At 63.2% G+C, this 15,627-nt stretch carries 13 protein-coding genes and 1 riboswitch; of the genes, 2 read left to right on the top strand and 11 right to left on the bottom strand.

Annotated features, from left to right (window positions below):
- Positions 1-62 precede the first annotated feature (62 nt).
- Positions 63-1,565, top strand: a complete 1,503-nt coding sequence (locus tag BV82_RS03050; RefSeq protein ID WP_036995497.1) for a HAMP domain-containing protein — start codon at positions 63-65, stop codon at positions 1,563-1,565.
- 205 nt (positions 1,566-1,770) lie between these two features.
- Here BV82_RS03050 and BV82_RS03045 read toward each other — a convergent pair whose 3' ends face one another.
- The 9 genes from BV82_RS03045 to BV82_RS03005 all read right to left on the bottom strand — a co-directional run bounded on the left by BV82_RS03045 (position 1,771) and on the right by BV82_RS03005 (position 11,035).
- Positions 1,771-2,475: a PqiC family protein gene (locus BV82_RS03045; RefSeq protein ID WP_026001219.1), complete on the bottom strand. Its 705-nt coding sequence runs from the start codon at positions 2,473-2,475 to the stop codon at positions 1,771-1,773.
- Between the two features lie 177 nt (positions 2,476-2,652).
- Complete coding sequence (gene parC, locus BV82_RS03040; protein WP_010221575.1) at positions 2,653-4,911, bottom strand: DNA topoisomerase IV subunit A; 2,259 nt, start codon at positions 4,909-4,911, stop codon at positions 2,653-2,655.
- 10 nt (positions 4,912-4,921) lie between these two features.
- The gene (locus BV82_RS03035; RefSeq protein ID WP_036995496.1) at positions 4,922-5,440 is read right to left on the bottom strand and encodes a retropepsin-like aspartic protease family protein; all 519 of its coding nucleotides are present in this window, start codon (positions 5,438-5,440) and stop codon (positions 4,922-4,924) included.
- Complete coding sequence (locus tag BV82_RS03030) at positions 5,437-6,423, bottom strand: esterase-like activity of phytase family protein (protein ID WP_036995495.1); 987 nt, start codon at positions 6,421-6,423, stop codon at positions 5,437-5,439. The genes BV82_RS03035 and BV82_RS03030 overlap by 4 nt, the downstream gene beginning before the upstream one ends.
- Complete coding sequence (gene parE / locus BV82_RS03025; protein ID WP_010221572.1) at positions 6,420-8,324, bottom strand: DNA topoisomerase IV subunit B; 1,905 nt, start codon at positions 8,322-8,324, stop codon at positions 6,420-6,422. The genes BV82_RS03030 and parE overlap by 4 nt, the downstream gene beginning before the upstream one ends.
- A gap of 36 nt (positions 8,325-8,360) precedes the next feature.
- Positions 8,361-8,969 carry a YqiA/YcfP family alpha/beta fold hydrolase gene (locus tag BV82_RS03020; protein WP_036995494.1) on the bottom strand — a complete coding sequence of 203 codons (609 nt, stop codon included), beginning with the start codon at positions 8,967-8,969 and terminating at the stop codon, positions 8,361-8,363.
- A 102-nt stretch (positions 8,970-9,071) separates the two neighbouring features.
- Positions 9,072-9,887, bottom strand: a complete 816-nt coding sequence (gene cpdA / locus BV82_RS03015) for a 3',5'-cyclic-AMP phosphodiesterase (protein WP_051636765.1) — start codon at positions 9,885-9,887, stop codon at positions 9,072-9,074.
- Between the two features lie 84 nt (positions 9,888-9,971).
- Positions 9,972-10,424, bottom strand: coding sequence for a DUF1249 domain-containing protein (locus BV82_RS03010; protein WP_010221569.1), 453 nt, complete (start codon positions 10,422-10,424; stop codon positions 9,972-9,974).
- Positions 10,415-11,035 carry an NUDIX domain-containing protein gene (locus BV82_RS03005; protein ID WP_010221568.1) on the bottom strand — a complete coding sequence of 207 codons (621 nt, stop codon included), beginning with the start codon at positions 11,033-11,035 and terminating at the stop codon, positions 10,415-10,417. Before BV82_RS03005 ends, BV82_RS03010 begins: the two co-directional genes overlap by 10 nt.
- 186 nt (positions 11,036-11,221) lie before the next feature.
- Here BV82_RS03005 and BV82_RS03000 point away from each other — a divergent pair, with 186 nt between their 5' ends.
- Positions 11,222-11,968, top strand: coding sequence for a DUF3298 and DUF4163 domain-containing protein (locus BV82_RS03000; RefSeq protein ID WP_036995493.1), 747 nt, complete (start codon positions 11,222-11,224; stop codon positions 11,966-11,968).
- On the opposite strand, the gene cytX is transcribed toward BV82_RS03000, so the two are convergent.
- Together cytX and thiC are read right to left on the bottom strand one after the other, a co-directional pair.
- Positions 11,937-13,229, bottom strand: coding sequence for a putative hydroxymethylpyrimidine transporter CytX (gene cytX / locus BV82_RS02995; protein WP_036995491.1), 1,293 nt, complete (start codon positions 13,227-13,229; stop codon positions 11,937-11,939). The genes BV82_RS03000 and cytX overlap by 32 nt on opposite strands.
- Positions 13,230-13,363: 134 nt before the next feature.
- Positions 13,364-15,250 (bottom strand): phosphomethylpyrimidine synthase ThiC, encoded by a 1,887-nt coding sequence (gene thiC / locus BV82_RS02990; RefSeq protein ID WP_010221565.1) that lies wholly within the window; start codon positions 15,248-15,250, stop codon positions 13,364-13,366.
- Between the two features lie 157 nt (positions 15,251-15,407).
- Positions 15,408-15,512: riboswitch (TPP riboswitch) on the bottom strand.
- Positions 15,513-15,627 lie beyond the last annotated feature (115 nt).

The raw sequence follows: 15,627 nt of genomic DNA, 5'->3' as shown, positions 1-15,627 counted from the left end.
GCCCGCCCCTGAGCCCTCGCTATACTGCGCAGCAACTTCTCCGACATAAAGAGCCGCGCTCTGTGAACCGGCCCACGCCCGTTAAGACCGACAACTTCTTCCTGCTGATCTTCCACGCCCTGCGCCAACGCCGAATACCGCTGGCGCTGCGTATCGCCTGCCATAACGTGTTCCTGGTGGCACTGGCGCTGGTGATCTACGCCTGCGTGATGGGCCTGCAGTTCAAGGAAGCCATGCATGAGCAGGCCGATGCCCTGGGGCAGAGCCTGACCACCCAAACCGCGACCTCGGCCACCGAGCTGCTGGTGTCCAACGACATCCTCAGCCTCAATGTGCTGCTCGGCAATCTGGTGAAGAACCCGTTGGTGGCCCATGCGGCGATCTACAGCGTCGACAACCGGATCCTTGCAGAAGCCGGCCAGCGCCCGAAAAACGGCCTGCTGGGCGAGGCCGAGGGCCTGTACCAGACCAAGATCACCTTCCAGGACGTGACCGCCGGGCAACTGCGCATCAGCCTGGACATGAGCCAGTTCCAGCAGCCACTGACCATCAGCCTGCAGAGCATGGGCATTCTTGCCGGCATCCTGCTGGCCCTGGCACTGGCCATGAGCCTGCGCCTGGGTCGCTACATCTCCACCCCGCTGCTGCAATTGCGGGTCTGGCTGCGCGACATCAACGAGTTCACCCCGGCCATCGAGCGCCAGGATGAAATCGGCGACCTGGCGCGCCAGCTGCACACCCGCCTGGCACCGCCGCCACGGGAAGTCGAGCCGGAAGAAGAAGCCGAAGAATCCTTCGACGAGGATGAGCCGGAATTCGAAGTGCGCAACCTGCGCGATCCAAGCTTCGACGAGCAACCTGCCGTGGCCAGGGCCGCCAAACCGGTAAAACCTGCGGCAGATGACGACAGCGATGATGCCTTCGCCGACCTGCTCGACGAAGACCACAGCCCCGCCCCTGTTCCGGCTGCCCCGATCAACCGTGAGCCACAGGCCAGCGCCGTTCTGGCGGTGCAACTGGGCTCCCAGGAACAACTGCGACGGCTGCCGCGCACGCGCCTTACCGAACTGCTTGAGCGCTACCGCGACTGCCTCGACCAGGCTGCCTCGCTGTATGAAAGCGAAGTGCACACCCTTAACGACGGCAGCACCCTGCTGTTGTTCCACAGCCAGGACAGTGGCGAGGACTACCTCACCAACGCCATCTGCTGTGGCGAGCTGCTGCGTGCCCTGGGCCATGCCCTGCAGATCGAAGTGGCCGACAGCGGCATCACCCTGCAATTGCAGTTGGGCCTGACCCTGGGTGAAGACCTGCACGGCCTGAGCCAGATCGACCTGTTGCTGACTGAAAAGGCCCAGGATGCCCTGGCCCTGTCGCAGCACAGCCGCAACCTGCTACTGGTCGAGCGCAAGATCAGCGACGACGCCCTGGTGCGCCAGCGCGCCCGCATCCGCCCGATCGCCAGCCCCGAGGGTGCCTGCTGCGTCGAGCGCTTGATGGAGCCGTACCCGTCGATGCTGGAACGGCAATTGGCGCGGATGCATGAGCGCCGGGTCAAGAGCTGAGCCCCTGCTAGACCTAAAAGCCCGCAGTGATGCGGGCTTTTTTGTTGCTGACCTGTGGGAGCTGGCTTGCCAGCGATGAGGACAGACCGGTGCTGGCTGACTTACGACCGCTTCACGGCCGATCGCTGGCAAGCCAGCTCCCACAGACAGGATGAGCGCCCACAAAAAAGCCCGCATCGCTGCGGGCTTTTTGTAGGCACTCGACTCAGAAGCGGAACACTTCCAGATCAGTACGAATCGGTGTCGCCAACGGAATTTTCGGCTTCTCCGGCTCTTTGCGCACCTGAACCGGTGCCGCCTTTTTCGGTTGTTCTTCAACCACCACAGGCTGATTGGCCAGCGGCTTCAAGGCAATACTCAACTGTTCTGCGAGCTTTTGCAGCAACTGCCCCTGGGCCTGGACCTGAGCGGCCGAGCTACCCTGGTGCTGTTGCTCCAGGTGCACGATGCGGTTGTCACGGACCTGGCCACGGCGATCCAGCAGGCGCCACTGGGCGTCGAGGATCGCTGGCTGGTTGGTACCGGAGTCCAGGCGGGTAATCGACAGCAGAACCTGTACATCCGGGGTGAAACCGGTGCTGGCCGGGGCCAGGACCACCCGCTGGCTGTCCAGACGCCAGGCCAGTTGACGGACCAGCAACTGGTCGATATCGGCCGACAGGCTACCGGCCCAACGGCCATCGGTGGCTGCGGTCAGGCTGCCATCGGCCTGGCGCTGCAGCAGGGTCTCGCGTTGCAGGTAGTCGGCAACCGATACAGGGCCGAGCACCACTGCCATGCCAGCGCTTTGCTTGGGTTGGCCAGGCTCACCGCTGTCGAGCTGATACAGGGATACCGGTTGGTGCATGCTGCAACCGGCCAATCCGAGCACGCCACACAGCAGAACCAACGGAAGGCGCAGAAATTTCATCATCCCATCCAGGCGGTCGCCACAAGGCAAACCGCAGTGATACTCATATAGATTCGTTCGGGTACACAGCCACGCTGGTACCGCAAGGGGCCTATCATCCGCGAAATAGCGGCTCGACTCCAGTGTTTCAACCCCGAACGGGCAGGAAAATACCCGTTCAGGCTGTCTAACCCAGACTTACCCGGGGATTTCGACCAACAGTGCGTCAACCCGCTGGAAGCCACGGGGCAGCTTGTTGCCCCGGCGCCCGCGTTCGCCCTTGTAATGTTCAAGGTCGTCGGCCTTGAGTGACAGGGTACGCTTGCCGGCCTGCAATACAAGGGTCGCGCCGTCAGGAAGGACGGCCAGATCTGTGACAAATTCTTCACGTGAGGCCACCCGATCACCCGGGATGCCAATGATTTTATTGCCCTTGCCCTTACCCAGCTGTGGCAGGTCGCTGACCTTGAAGATCAATAGCCGACCTTCGGTGGTCACCGCCGCAAGCCAGTTGTGCTCGCGATCGGCCACCGGCCGCGGCGCGATGACCTTGGCGCCGTTTGGCAGGCTGAGCAGCGCTTTACCGGCCTTGTTCTTGGCCTGCAGGTCTTCGCCCTTGACCACGAAGCCGTAGCCGGCGTCGGAGGCGATCACATACAGGGCGTCATCTTCAGGCAACAGCACGCAATCGAAGCTCGCCCCCGGCGGCGGCGTCAGGCGCCCGGTCAGCGGTTCGCCCTGGCCACGGGCCGACGGCAAGGTATGAGCGGCCAGCGAGTAGCTGCGCCCGGTGGAGTCGATCAGTACGGCAAACTGGTTCGAGCGCCCGGCAGCGGCGACCTTGAAGCCATCGCCGGCCTTGTAGGACAGCCCCGTGGCATCGATGTCGTGGCCCTTGGCGCAACGTACCCAGCCCTTCTCCGAGAGCACCACGGTAACCGGTTCGGTCGGCATCAGTTCGTTTTCCGACAGGGCCTTGGCTTCGGCCCGCTCGACGATGGGCGAGCGGCGGTTGTCGCCATAGGTTTCGGCGTCCTTGATCAGCTCGGCACGCACCAGCTTGCGCAGCTTGGTTTCGCTGCCCAGCAGGGCGATCAGCTTGGCTTGCTCCTTGGCCAGCTCGTCCTGCTCGTTGCGGATCTTCATCTCTTCCAGGCGCGCCAACTGCCGCAGGCGGGTCTCGAGGATGTACTCGGCCTGGGTTTCGGTGAGGTCGAAACGGGCAATCAGCGCAGCTTTTGGCTGGTCCTCGGTACGGATGATATGGATCACTTCATCCAGGTTGAGGAAAGCCACCAGCAGGCCTTCGAGCAGGTGCAGGCGGCGTTCGACCTTGTCCAGGCGGAACTTCAGGCGGCGGCGCACCGTCTGCACGCGAAATTCCAGCCATTCAACCAGCAGCGCACGCAGGTTTTTCAACTGCGGGCGGCCGTCCAGGCCGATGATGTTGACGTTGACCCGGTAGCTGGACTCAAGGTCGGTAGTGGCGAACAGGTGCTGCATCAGTTCGTCGAGGTCGACCCGGTTGGAACGGGCGATGATGACAATGCGGCACGGGTTCTCGTGGTCCGACTCGTCGCGCAGGTCGGCGACCATCGGTAGCTTCTTTGCCTGCATCTGCGCGGCGATCTGCTCCAGCACCTTGGCCCCGGAAACCTGGTGCGGCAGCGCGGTGACGACGATGTCGCCGTCTTCGATGCGGTACACCGCACGCATGCGCACCGAACCACGGCCGCTTTCGTAGATTTTCAGCAGCTCGGCGCGCGGGGTGATGATCTCGGCTTCGGTCGGATAGTCCGGGCCCTGGATGTGCTCGCAGAGCTGCTCGACCGTGGCCTTGGGCTCATCGAGCAGACGTACGCAGGCCGAGGCGACTTCGCGCAGGTTGTGCGGCGGCACGTCGGTGGCCATGCCCACGGCGATACCGGTGGTGCCGTTGAGCAGGATATTCGGCAGGCGCGCCGGCAGCACCGCAGGCTCGTCGAGGGTGCCGTCGAAGTTCGGCACCCAGTCGGCCGTACCCTGGCCCAGCTCGCTGAGCAGCACTTCGGAGTAGCGCGACAGGCGTGCTTCGGTGTAACGCATGGCGGCGAAGGATTTCGGATCGTCCGGCGCACCCCAGTTGCCCTGGCCATCGACCAGGGTGTAGCGGTAGCTGAACGGCTGCGCCATCAGCACCATGGCCTCATAGCAGGCCGAGTCGCCATGGGGGTGGAACTTGCCGAGCACGTCACCGACGGTACGCGCCGACTTCTTGTGCTTGGAGTCGGCGTCCAGGCCCAGTTCGCTCATGGCATAGACGATGCGCCGTTGCACCGGCTTCAGGCCGTCGCCGATATGCGGCAAGGCACGGTCCATGATCACGTACATGGAGTAGTTGAGGTAGGCCTGTTCGGTGAAGTCAGCCAGTGACCGGCGCTCTACGCCATCGAGGCTGAGATCAAGGGAGTCGCTCATGCGGGCCTCATCATTTCAGGTTCTGGCGCAGCAGCAAGGTGCCACCACGCTGGGTAAATTCGAGTTGTTTCAGGGCACTCATGCCCAGTAATACCTGTTCGCCATCCAGCCCCGGCACCACCAGCGCGCGGACATTGCGCAGGAGGATATCGCCCAGTTGCAACTGCTCCAGGCGTGTGCGATAGCCCTGGGTACGGCCGTTGGCGGTACTCAACATCACCGGCGCACCGCGTTCCAAGCCGAGCTTGCTGGCCAGGGCTTCGGGAATCGCCACGTCGGTGGCCCCGGTGTCGAGCAGAAAATGTACTGTCTGGCCGTTGATCCGGCCATCGGCGACGAAATGCCCCTGGCCATTGCCGGCCAGTTGCACTTCGATGTAACCCTCGCCATGTTGCGAGGTGACCACGGCATTGGGGTTGGCCTGGCGCTGTTCCCACTCGCCGAAAAAGCGCGTAGCCAGGAACAATCCGGCCGCCCAGGCCAGAATCAGCAATACCCGGCCAGCCCGCTTGCCCGGCGGCTGGCTCACGACTTGGCACTCCAGCCACCGGCCGGCGCGGCAAAGCGCCAGACGATCGGTCGCGATTCGCCGTCCTGGCGGGTCGCACCGTTGTTGTCCAGGCCGATCCAGGCGCCCGTGTCATCGATCACCAGCGCCTCGGCCAGGCCGAAAGGCTGCGAGTAACGCCGATGCTCGGCCAGCGCATCGGCGGCAAACGACCAGCAGCGTTCGACCTTGGCAGTCTGCGCGTCCCGCCGGCAGATGCGGTAGGCATTGCGTTCCAGGGTAAAGAGCTTGTCGTTGTACAGTGCCAGGTCGGCAAAGTCCCGCGACACCGGGCGCGGCTTGGTCATCTGCGATGGCTGCATCTCGACCCCGGCTTCGCTGAGCAGCACGCAGCCGTCGCCACAGTTCCAGGTGGTCTGCAAGCGGTTGATCAACAACAGGCCGCGGCGCTCGCGCTCGGCCGCCAGCCAGATGCGGTCACCGGCCGGGCTCACCGCCAGGCCTTCGAACAGCGCATTGAAATGCAACAACATGCCACTGGCCCGCGCCTGACGGACCATGCTCGGGTCGATCTTCAACCAGTTAGGTGCACCCTCTACCGGCACTTGCAGCACTGCCGCATGGGCTTCGCTGACCAGGTAGTGGTTGCCGGCGCCGTCGCAGCTCAGGCCTTCGAAATCCAGCTCACCGCCGCGCACCTGCGAAGCAGCCCAGGTGCGCGAACGCAAGCCCCAGGGCAGACCGCTTTCCGGTACCGGCGGTACGTCCATGTGCAGCGCTTGCGCTTGCCAGACCGTTGCCGAGGTGTCCAGGCGGTAGAGCAGCTCGTCGTCGCGGTCCGAAACCGCCCACAATCCGCCACGGCATGCACTCAGGCCGGACAGGTTGCCACCGCGCATGCCCTCGACCGGGTGCTCGGCAACCAGCTTGAGCTCGGGCCAGGGCGCCGCCTGTGAAGACAGGGCGAACAGCGCCAGCAGCGCAGCCAGGGCCCGAGCTATCAAGCCAGGACCTCGGCCAGGTTGCCTTTGGATTCCAGCCAGCTCTTGCGATCGCCAGCGCGCTTTTTGGCCAGCAGCATGTCCATGATCTCGCGGGTGCCGTCCAGATCGTCCAGGGTCAGCTGGACCAGGCGCCGGGTGTTCGGGTCCATGGTGGTTTCGCGCAGCTGCGGCGGGTTCATCTCGCCCAGCCCCTTGAATCGGGTGACCTGCGGCTTGCCGCGCTTCTTCTCGGCCACCAGGCGGTCGAGGATGCCATCGCGTTCGGCTTCGTCCAGGGCGTAGTAGATCTCCTTGCCCAGGTCGATGCGGTACAGCGGCGGCATGGCCACATACACGTGGCCAGCTTCGACCAGCGGGCGGAAATGCTGGACAAACAGGGCGCAGAGCAAAGTGGCAATGTGCAGGCCGTCGGAGTCGGCGTCGGCGAGGATGCAGATCTTGCCGTAGCGCAACTGGCTCATGTCCGCAGCGCCCGGGTCGACACCGATGGCCACGGCGATGTTGTGCACTTCCTGGCTGGCGAGTACTTCGCCGCCATCGACTTCCCAGGTGTTGAGGATCTTGCCGCGCAGCGGCAGGATGGCCTGGAACTCTTTGTCACGTGCCTGCTTGGCCGAACCGCCCGCCGAATCACCCTCGACCAGGAACAGCTCGGCGCGCATCGGGTCCTGCCCGGCGCAGTCAGCCAACTTGCCGGGCAGTGCCGGGCCCTGGGTGATGCGCTTGCGCTCGACCTTCTTGCTCGCCTTGAGGCGCCGGCCGGCGTTGTTGATGGCAAGCTCGGCCAGTTGCATGCCCAGCTCGGGGTGAGCGTTGAGCCACAGGCTGAAGGCATCCTTGACCACGCCGGAGACGAATGCGGCCGCCTCGCGGGAGGACAGGCGCTCCTTGGTCTGCCCGGAGAACTGCGGCTCCTGCATCTTCATCGAGAGCACGAAGCTGATGCGCTCCCAGACGTCTTCCGGCGCCAGCTTGACCCCGCGCGGCAGCAAGTTGCGGAACTCGCAGAACTCGCGCATGGCATCGAGCAGGCCCTGGCGCAGGCCATTGACGTGGGTACCGCCCTGGGCGGTGGGGATCAGGTTGACGTAGCTTTCCTGAACGCTGTCGCCGCCTTCGGGCAGCCACAGCAGCGCCCAGTCGACCGCTTCCTTGTTACCGGCCAGGCTGCCGCAAAACGGCTCGTCGGGCAGGCGCAGGAAGTCGCTGACCGAATCGACCAGGTAGGAACGCAGGCCGTCTTCGTAATGCCACTCGACCTTCTCGCCGCTGGCCTTGTCTTCGAAACTGACCAGCAGCCCCGGGCACAATACCGCCTTGGCCTTGAGCACGTGCTTGAGGCGGCTGATGGAGAATTTCGGCGAATCGAAATACTTCGGGTCCGGAGCGAAGTACACGCAGGTTCCGGTGTTGCGCTTGCCAACGGTGCCGACCACTTCCAGCTCGGTGGCCTTGTAGCCATCGGCGAAGGTCATCTGATACTCGTTGCCATCACGCTTGACCTTGACCCGCACCTGGCTGGACAAGGCGTTGACCACCGAAATACCAACCCCGTGCAGACCGCCGGAGAACTGGTAGTTCTTGTTGGAGAACTTGCCGCCGGCGTGCAGCTTGGTGAGGATCAGCTCGACCCCGGAGACGCCTTCTTCAGGGTGGATGTCCACCGGCATGCCGCGACCGTCGTCGGACACTTCCAGGGAATGGTCGGCGTGGAGGATCACCTGCACCGACTTGGCGTGCCCGGCCAGGGCTTCGTCGACACTGTTGTCGATCACTTCCTGGGCAAGGTGGTTCGGCCGGCTGGTATCGGTGTACATGCCCGGGCGCTTGCGCACCGGATCAAGGCCGGAGAGGACTTCGATGGCGTCTGCGTTATAGGCACTAGCGCTGGGAATGGCCATGGGTTCTCGTCGTCAGTCGTGGGTGAAAATAGGTTATCAAAATACAGAAAAATCGAGCGCTTGATACTGCTGCGGGGCAATACCGGCAAAGCTCAGCAGGGCTGGCAGGCGTTCGCTAAAGCCCTGGAAGCTGTGATCGCCACCGGCCTGGATGCGCAGCGCGCAAGCGCGGTAGAACTGCTCGGCCTGGCGGTAGTCCAGGGTTTCATCGGCGGTTTGCAGCCACACTTGAAAGCGACCGGCATCCACCGGTGCTGGCACTTCCAGTTCGGCCAACGCCTGCACGTGGTCCAGGGTCAGCTCCCAGGTTTCGCCGGTGTAGAGGTTCTGCTGGGACCCCAGGTAGCCATCGAACAGCCGGTGCGGGTTGACCGCCGGGTTGATCAGCAAGGCCTTGAGCCCATGGCGCTCGGCCAGATGGGTGGCATAGTAGCCGCCGAGCGAGCTGCCGACCAGTAATGGCGATTCAAGCTCGGCAATGGCGGCGTCCAGCTGGGCAATGGCCTGGCGCGGGTGATGATGCAGCGCCGGGACGCGCAGGCGCTCGCTCAGCCCCAGTTGTGCCATGACTGCTACCAGTTGGCAGGCCTTTTTCGACGACGGCGCGCTGTTGAACCCGTGAATATAGAGAATCGAACCCGACATGCCGCCCCCGATGCGCCTTGAATGCCTGGATCGCCAGGCAGGAAAGCGCGCATTTTAGCCTGTTCGGCGGCAGAAGGAGCGGTTTCAGTGTTTTGGCAACACTTAATAGCCGTCGCCTGCGTAATCGACGGTGAATTCGAAGTCGGTCACCCGCGATACGCCGGTGTCGATCGAGCCATCCGCCTGCAGGCGCAGCCAGCGATAGCCCGGAGCCTGCTCGCCGACTTTGAAGTCTTCGCTCCCCGGCTCGAACTGGATGCAGGTCGACGGTGAGGCCAATAGCCGCACACCGTCGCGCACCTGGTCCCATTCCTGATGAATGTGTCCCCAGAGCAAGGCGCGCACCTGTGGATAACCTTTCAGTACGGCAAACAGCGCATCGGCATTGCGCAAGCCGATCGGTGCCATCCAGGCGCAATCGATAGGCACCGGCTGGTGATGAAAGCAGATCAGGTGATGGCGCTCGGGCGCTTCGCTCAACGCTTGCTCGAGCACGTTGAGCTGGCCGTCATCGAGCAACCCCGGCACCGAGCCGGGCACTGCCGAGTTGAGCAGCAGGATTCGCCAGTTACCGATATCCACCACGGGATCGAGCAGTTCGGTGCCCTGCGCCGCCTGCTCCATCGGCAACGGCTCGTCATGATTACCGGCAAGCCAGCGTGCCGGGGCCTTGAGGCTGGCGGTCAGGTCACGAAAACTGGCGTAGGACGCCAGCGAGCCGTCCTGGGACAGGTCGCCGGTGGCCAGCACCAGGTCGATCCGCGGCTGCTCGGCGCGCACCCGTTCGATCACGCGCTGCAGGCTGTCGCGGGTGTTCATGCCCAGCAGCGTGCCTTGCGGGTCGGCAAACAGGTGGCTGTCGGTCAGTTGCACCAGGTGCACTGGCGCGTCGCGAAGTGGGATCGATGATTGCGGCAATGGCCGACTCCTTGAACGGATTCAGCGCGATTATGGCGGCTGGCGGGCTTTGAGCAAATACTCGAAAACGACCGCCGTCACATTTCAGCGAACGACGGCCAACTCATGGCCACAGGCCAGGCAATAGCTCAGCCATTCACCGAGGAAGAGGTTGAGCTGGGCCTTTTCATCCGGCTGGTGCATGGCCGCATTCGGGTACGGGTAGATGCTGCGAAAGCGCCGGGCATGCTCGGCGCTGACCACTTCGGCCATGCGCGCGTCGTGGTAGACCTGCACTTCCAGCTGCGGCACCGGCAGCCAGGGCAGGCTGTGCTCCTGGCGCACGCGCAAGGTGGTGGTGTAAGGGCAAGCGAGCACGACATCGAGGACCAGTACGCCAAGCATCTGGTCCCCTTGGGTCATGCCGATCCGGCGCGAGCTCTGGGTGCTGCGCATGTCGGGCAACAGGCGCATCAAGCGCGCATAGTTGGCCTCGCAGGCAGCCTGCAACCCGACCAGATCGACCCGGTAGCGCTCGCGCAGCAGATTCACGACCATAGCCCCCTGACTTCAGCGCGGTTCAAGGCCAGCCATTGCAAGGCAATGATGGTTGCCGCGTTGGCAATTTTGCCATCGCGCACGGCCTGCAGCGCATCCTCGAACGCCCAGACCCTGACGCGAATATCCTCGCCCTCTTCTTCCAGGCCATGCAGGCCACCGGCCCCATCGCTGCTGCAGCGACCCAGAAACAGATGCACAAATTCATCGCTGCCGCCCGGTGACGGGAAATACCGGGTCATCGGCCACAGCGTACTGAACACAAGTCCAGCTTCCTCCTCGGCTTCGCGGTGTGCAACTTCTTCCGGTTGTTCGTCCTTGTCGATCAGACCGGCGACCAGCTCGATCAACCAGGGGTTGTCGACCTTGCCGATGGCACCGACGCGAAACTGCTCGATCAGCACCACTTCATCGCGCTGGGCGTCGTAGGGCAGCACGCACACCGCATCGTGACGCACGAAAAGTTCGCGGCTGATTTCGCGCCCCATGCCACCGGCATACAGCTCGTGGCTAAGGCGAAGTTTGTCCAGGCGGTAGAAGCCCTTGTAGCAAATGGCCCGGTCGATGATCTCGACCTTGCTGGGCGTTGCGTTGTTGAACGTGTCTGGCATGGGAATCCTCGTTACCTCATTTACCGCATCGCGCCATCCTAACCTGCACACCGCCGTGTTTCACCTCTTTAAAGATACTGTCCAGGCTGCGAGGATAGACACCCCGCTGGTCTATTCAGCTTAGTGGCGAACTGAAGGCCTTGCCGACGGTCCAAGTCCGATCACCTTTGCCTTACAAGGATCATCATGACGCTTGTGAAACTGACGTCCGTGGCCGTGCTGGCCCTGGCCCTGGGCGCTTGTCAGAGCCTGTTCCAGCCCAACATGCGCACGCCGCTGGAGGTCAAGCGCGACCGCTGGGAGCACATCAAGCCCGGTTGCAGCAACGCCGATTGCCCGCTGGTCAACATCGACACCATCCACTTCCCGGCCACCCCCAAGCTGGACGGCATCATCGAGAAACGCCTGCTACAACTGACCCAGGACAACGAGCGCAGCGCCCTGCCCGCCTCGCTCAAAGCCTATGAAGAGCAGTTTATGGCCAGCGCCGAAAGCCGCAACAGCAGCTACCTGCAAGCCAAGGTACGCGAGCAGCATGACGGACTGGTGATCATCGAGCTGTCCAGTTATCTGGATACTGGTGGCGCCCATGGTATGCCCGGGCGCGGCTTCATCAACTATTCGCGCCAGCAGGACAAGGTGCTGAGCCTGCAGGACATGCTGGTACCGGGCCAGGAAGCGACCTTCTGGAAGACTGCCGAAGAAGCCCACAAAGGCTGGCTGATCAGCACCGGCATGGACAAGGACGCCGAGTTCGTCAAGACCTGGCCCTTCCGCCAGACCCCGCACATTGCCCTGACCTACGGTGCGGTGGTGCTCAAGTACGAGGTCTATGCCATCGCCCCGTACTCCATGGGCCACATCGAGCTGAAAATCCCCTACCCGCGCCTGAACGGTGTGATCAAGCCGGAGTTGTTTCCCGGTCGCGGCTGACCGCTGGCGCTGCCGCCCAGTACACCACCCCTGCCAGCAGCAAGGCCGGCAGGGTCGAGCCGAGGTTCGGGGCGTAGTGTGCCAGCAGATGGTACGCCGCCACGCCAATCGCCCAGGCCAACAATGCCGGCCAATGCAGGCTGTGGATCGGGCTGGCATCGCTGCGGCGGCGACGGATGATGAAATGATCGACCAGCACCACGCCGAACAGCGGTGCGAACACCGAGCCGATCAGCAAGAGGAAGTTCTGGTACTGCGCCAACGGCGCGAAACTGGCGATCAGGGTGCACAGCACGCCGATGGCCAAGGCCAGGTGCTCGACCTTCAGGCGTACCAGAAAACCGCTGGAAACGGCCGCCGAGTGAATATCGGCAAAGGCCTTTTCCGACTCGTCGAGCAGGATCAGCAGCAGTGGGATACCCAGGCCCGCGCCAGCCAGCGCCAGCAGCAGGGTATTGACCTCAGCCGCTGGAGCAAACGCCAGGGTGTAGGCCACGCCCAGGCTCATCATCCATACGTTGCCGATGAAATAGCCCAGCGCCGTGCCGGCAAACACCCGGCTGGCACGCTGGCTGAAGCGTGAGTAGTCGGCAATCAGCGGCAACCATGACAGCGGCATGGCAATCGCAATGTCGATACCGATCGCCAGCGGCATCGAACCATCGCCGGCACGCGCCCACAGCGCGGCCAGATCGGCCTTGGCAAAGAGGTTCCAGGTCAGCCACAGGCAGGCACCGATCAGCAGCCAGATCCCCCACTTGCGCAAGATCTTGCGCACGAAGGTCAACGGCCCGCTGATCGCCAGCAAGGTGGCCAGGACACCAAAGCACAAGGTCCAGAGCAACGGGTTGGTCAGCGCACTGCCTGCACCGAAGGCGCGCTCGCTGAGCAAGCTGGCGGCATCACGCATGACGATGATTTCGAACGAGCCCCAGCCGATCAACTGCAGCAGGTTGAGCATGGCCGGCAGGCGTGCGCCATTGCGGCCCAGGCTGCGGCGCAGGGCGGCCATGGACGACAAACCGGTGTCACTGCCGATGACCCCGACGGAGGCGAGCAGCAGCACGCCGACGCTGGTACCGACGATGATCGCCAGCACCGCATTGGCCAGGCCCAGGCCCGGGCCGAGCAAGGCGCCGGTCTGCAGGACCATCAGGCCGATACCGAGGGAAAACCACAGGGAACAAAGGTCGCGACCGCTGAGCACGCGCTGCTCGGCGCTGACCGGGTGATCGGGGGAAAACGGGCTGGGTGTGCTCACGAGAGTAGTCTCGACAGGAGGAATTTATTGTTCTTCAGGGCCCTAACGCTGGCAAGCCAGCTCCCACCGGTACCTTGTGGGAGCTGGCTTGCCAGCGATGCGGTGTGCACCAGCACACCGCCTGAACAGCCCGATCAGACCTTCTTGTACAACTGGCTGCCTTCCTGGCGGAACCGCTCGGCCTGCTCGCGCATGCCATCCTCGACCGCCACGTCCACCGCTTCGATGCGCTGGTTGGCGGCGTATTCGCGCACTTCCTGGGTGATCTTCATCGAGCAGAACTTCGGCCCGCACATGGAGCAGAAGTGCGCGACCTTGGCCGAATCCTTGGGCAGGGTTTCGTCATGGAAGCTGCGCGCGGTGTCCGGGTCCAGGCCGAGGTTGAACTGGTCTTCCCAGCGGAACTCGAAGCGCGCCTTGGACAGCGCGTTGTCGCGGATTTGCGCACCCGGATGACCTTTTGCCAGGTCCGCAGCATGGGCGGCGATCTTGTAAGTGATGATGCCGGTCTTGACGTCATCCTTGTTCGGCAGGCCCAGGTGTTCCTTGGGCGTGACGTAGCAGAGCATCGCACAACCGAACCAGCCGATCATCGCCGCACCGATGCCGGAGGTGATGTGATCGTAGCCCGGGGCAATGTCGGTAGTCAGCGGGCCGAGGGTGTAGAACGGCGCTTCGTCGCAGCACTCGAGCTGCTTGTCCATGTTCTCCTTGATCAGTTGCATCGGCACGTGGCCCGGGCCTTCGATCATGCACTGGACGTCATGCTTCCAGGCGATCTTGGTCAGCTCGCCGAGGGTTTCCAGCTCGCCGAACTGCGCTTCGTCGTTGGCGTCGGCAATCGAGCCCGGACGCAGGCCATCGCCCAGCGAGAAGCTGACGTCGTAAGCCTTCATGATTTCGCAGATTTCGTCGAAATGGGTGTAGAGGAAGTTCTCTTTGTGGTGCGCCAGGCACCACTTGGCCATGATCGAGCCGCCGCGGCTGACGATACCGGTTACCCGCTTGGCGGTCAGCGGCACATAGCGCAACAGCACGCCGGCGTGGATGGTGAAGTAGTCCACGCCCTGCTCGGCCTGTTCGATCAGGGTGTCGCGGAACAGCTCCCAGGTCAGGTCTTCGGCCACGCCGTTGACCTTCTCCAGGGCCTGGTAGATCGGCACGGTACCGATCGGCACCGGCGAGTTGCGGATGATCCACTCGCGGGTTTCGTGGATGTGCTTGCCGGTGGACAGGTCCATGACGGTGTCCGAACCCCAGCGAATGCCCCAGGTCAGCTTGGCCACTTCTTCTTCGATGGACGAGCCCAGGGCGCTGTTGCCGATGTTGCCGTTGATCTTCACCAGGAAGTTGCGGCCGATGATCATCGGCTCCAGCTCCACGTGGTTGATGTTGGCCGGGATGATCGCGCGACCGCGGGCGATTTCCTCGCGTACGAACTCGGCGGTGATTTCTTTCGGGATGCTGGCACCGAAGCTGTGACCGGCATGCTGCTGGTCGAGCAGCCCTGCGGCGCGAGCTTCCTGCAACTTCATGTTTTCACGGATGGCGACGTATTCCATCTCGGCGGTAATGATGCCCTGGCGCGCATAGTGCATCTGGCTGACGTTGGCGCCGGCCTTGGCCCGGCGCGGGTTGCGCACGTGGGCGAAACGCAGTTTGGTCAGTTCGGCATCGGCCAGGCGTTGCTGGCCGAAGTCCGACGACAAGCCGGCGAGGCGTTCGGTGTCACCCCGGGCGTCGATCCACGCTGAACGAACATCGCCCAGGCCTTTGCGCACGTCGATGATCACGTTGGGATCGGTGTAGGGACCGGACGTGTCGTAGACCAGCACCGGAGCGTTGGCTTCGCCGCCGAAATCGGTCGGAGTGTCGTCCAGGCTGATTTCACGCATGGGCACGCGGATGTCCGGGCGCGAGCCTTCGACATAGATTTTGCGCGAACGGGTGAACGGCTGTACGGACTGTTGATCGACCTGGGCCGATTCACTCAGATTGGTATGTTTTTCTTGTTTACTCATCACAGGCTCTCCAGACGGCTTCCTAGCAGTGGAATGTCGGGGAGAACCTGAAAGGCACGGACGCACCATGGGTGGTGCTGTACCAAATGCGCGGTGATGCCTGCAGCGATGATGGCTGTCTCGACATTCCCGGACCTGGCACAAGAGACTCGCCGGGAAAGCGAGAAATCTTGTTCCCTACGCAGGCGCTAACCTGATCAGGTTCAACGGGATCCGGATTATCCGATCTCAGCCTCAACGCAAGGCACCCCGACAAGAACGTGGGCAGTCTAGACTGGAGTGGCATGCAAAGCCAAGCACCTGGACATGGACACGATAAATGGCGCAAATAGCGGATTGTTGCGAAATGCCTGCACAACTACACTCACCAGTTCAGA

This window comes from Pseudomonas donghuensis (assembly GCF_000696345.2).
Lineage (GTDB): Bacteria > Pseudomonadota > Gammaproteobacteria > Pseudomonadales > Pseudomonadaceae > Aquipseudomonas > Aquipseudomonas donghuensis.
This window is presented reverse-complemented; position numbering and strand designations above follow the sequence as displayed.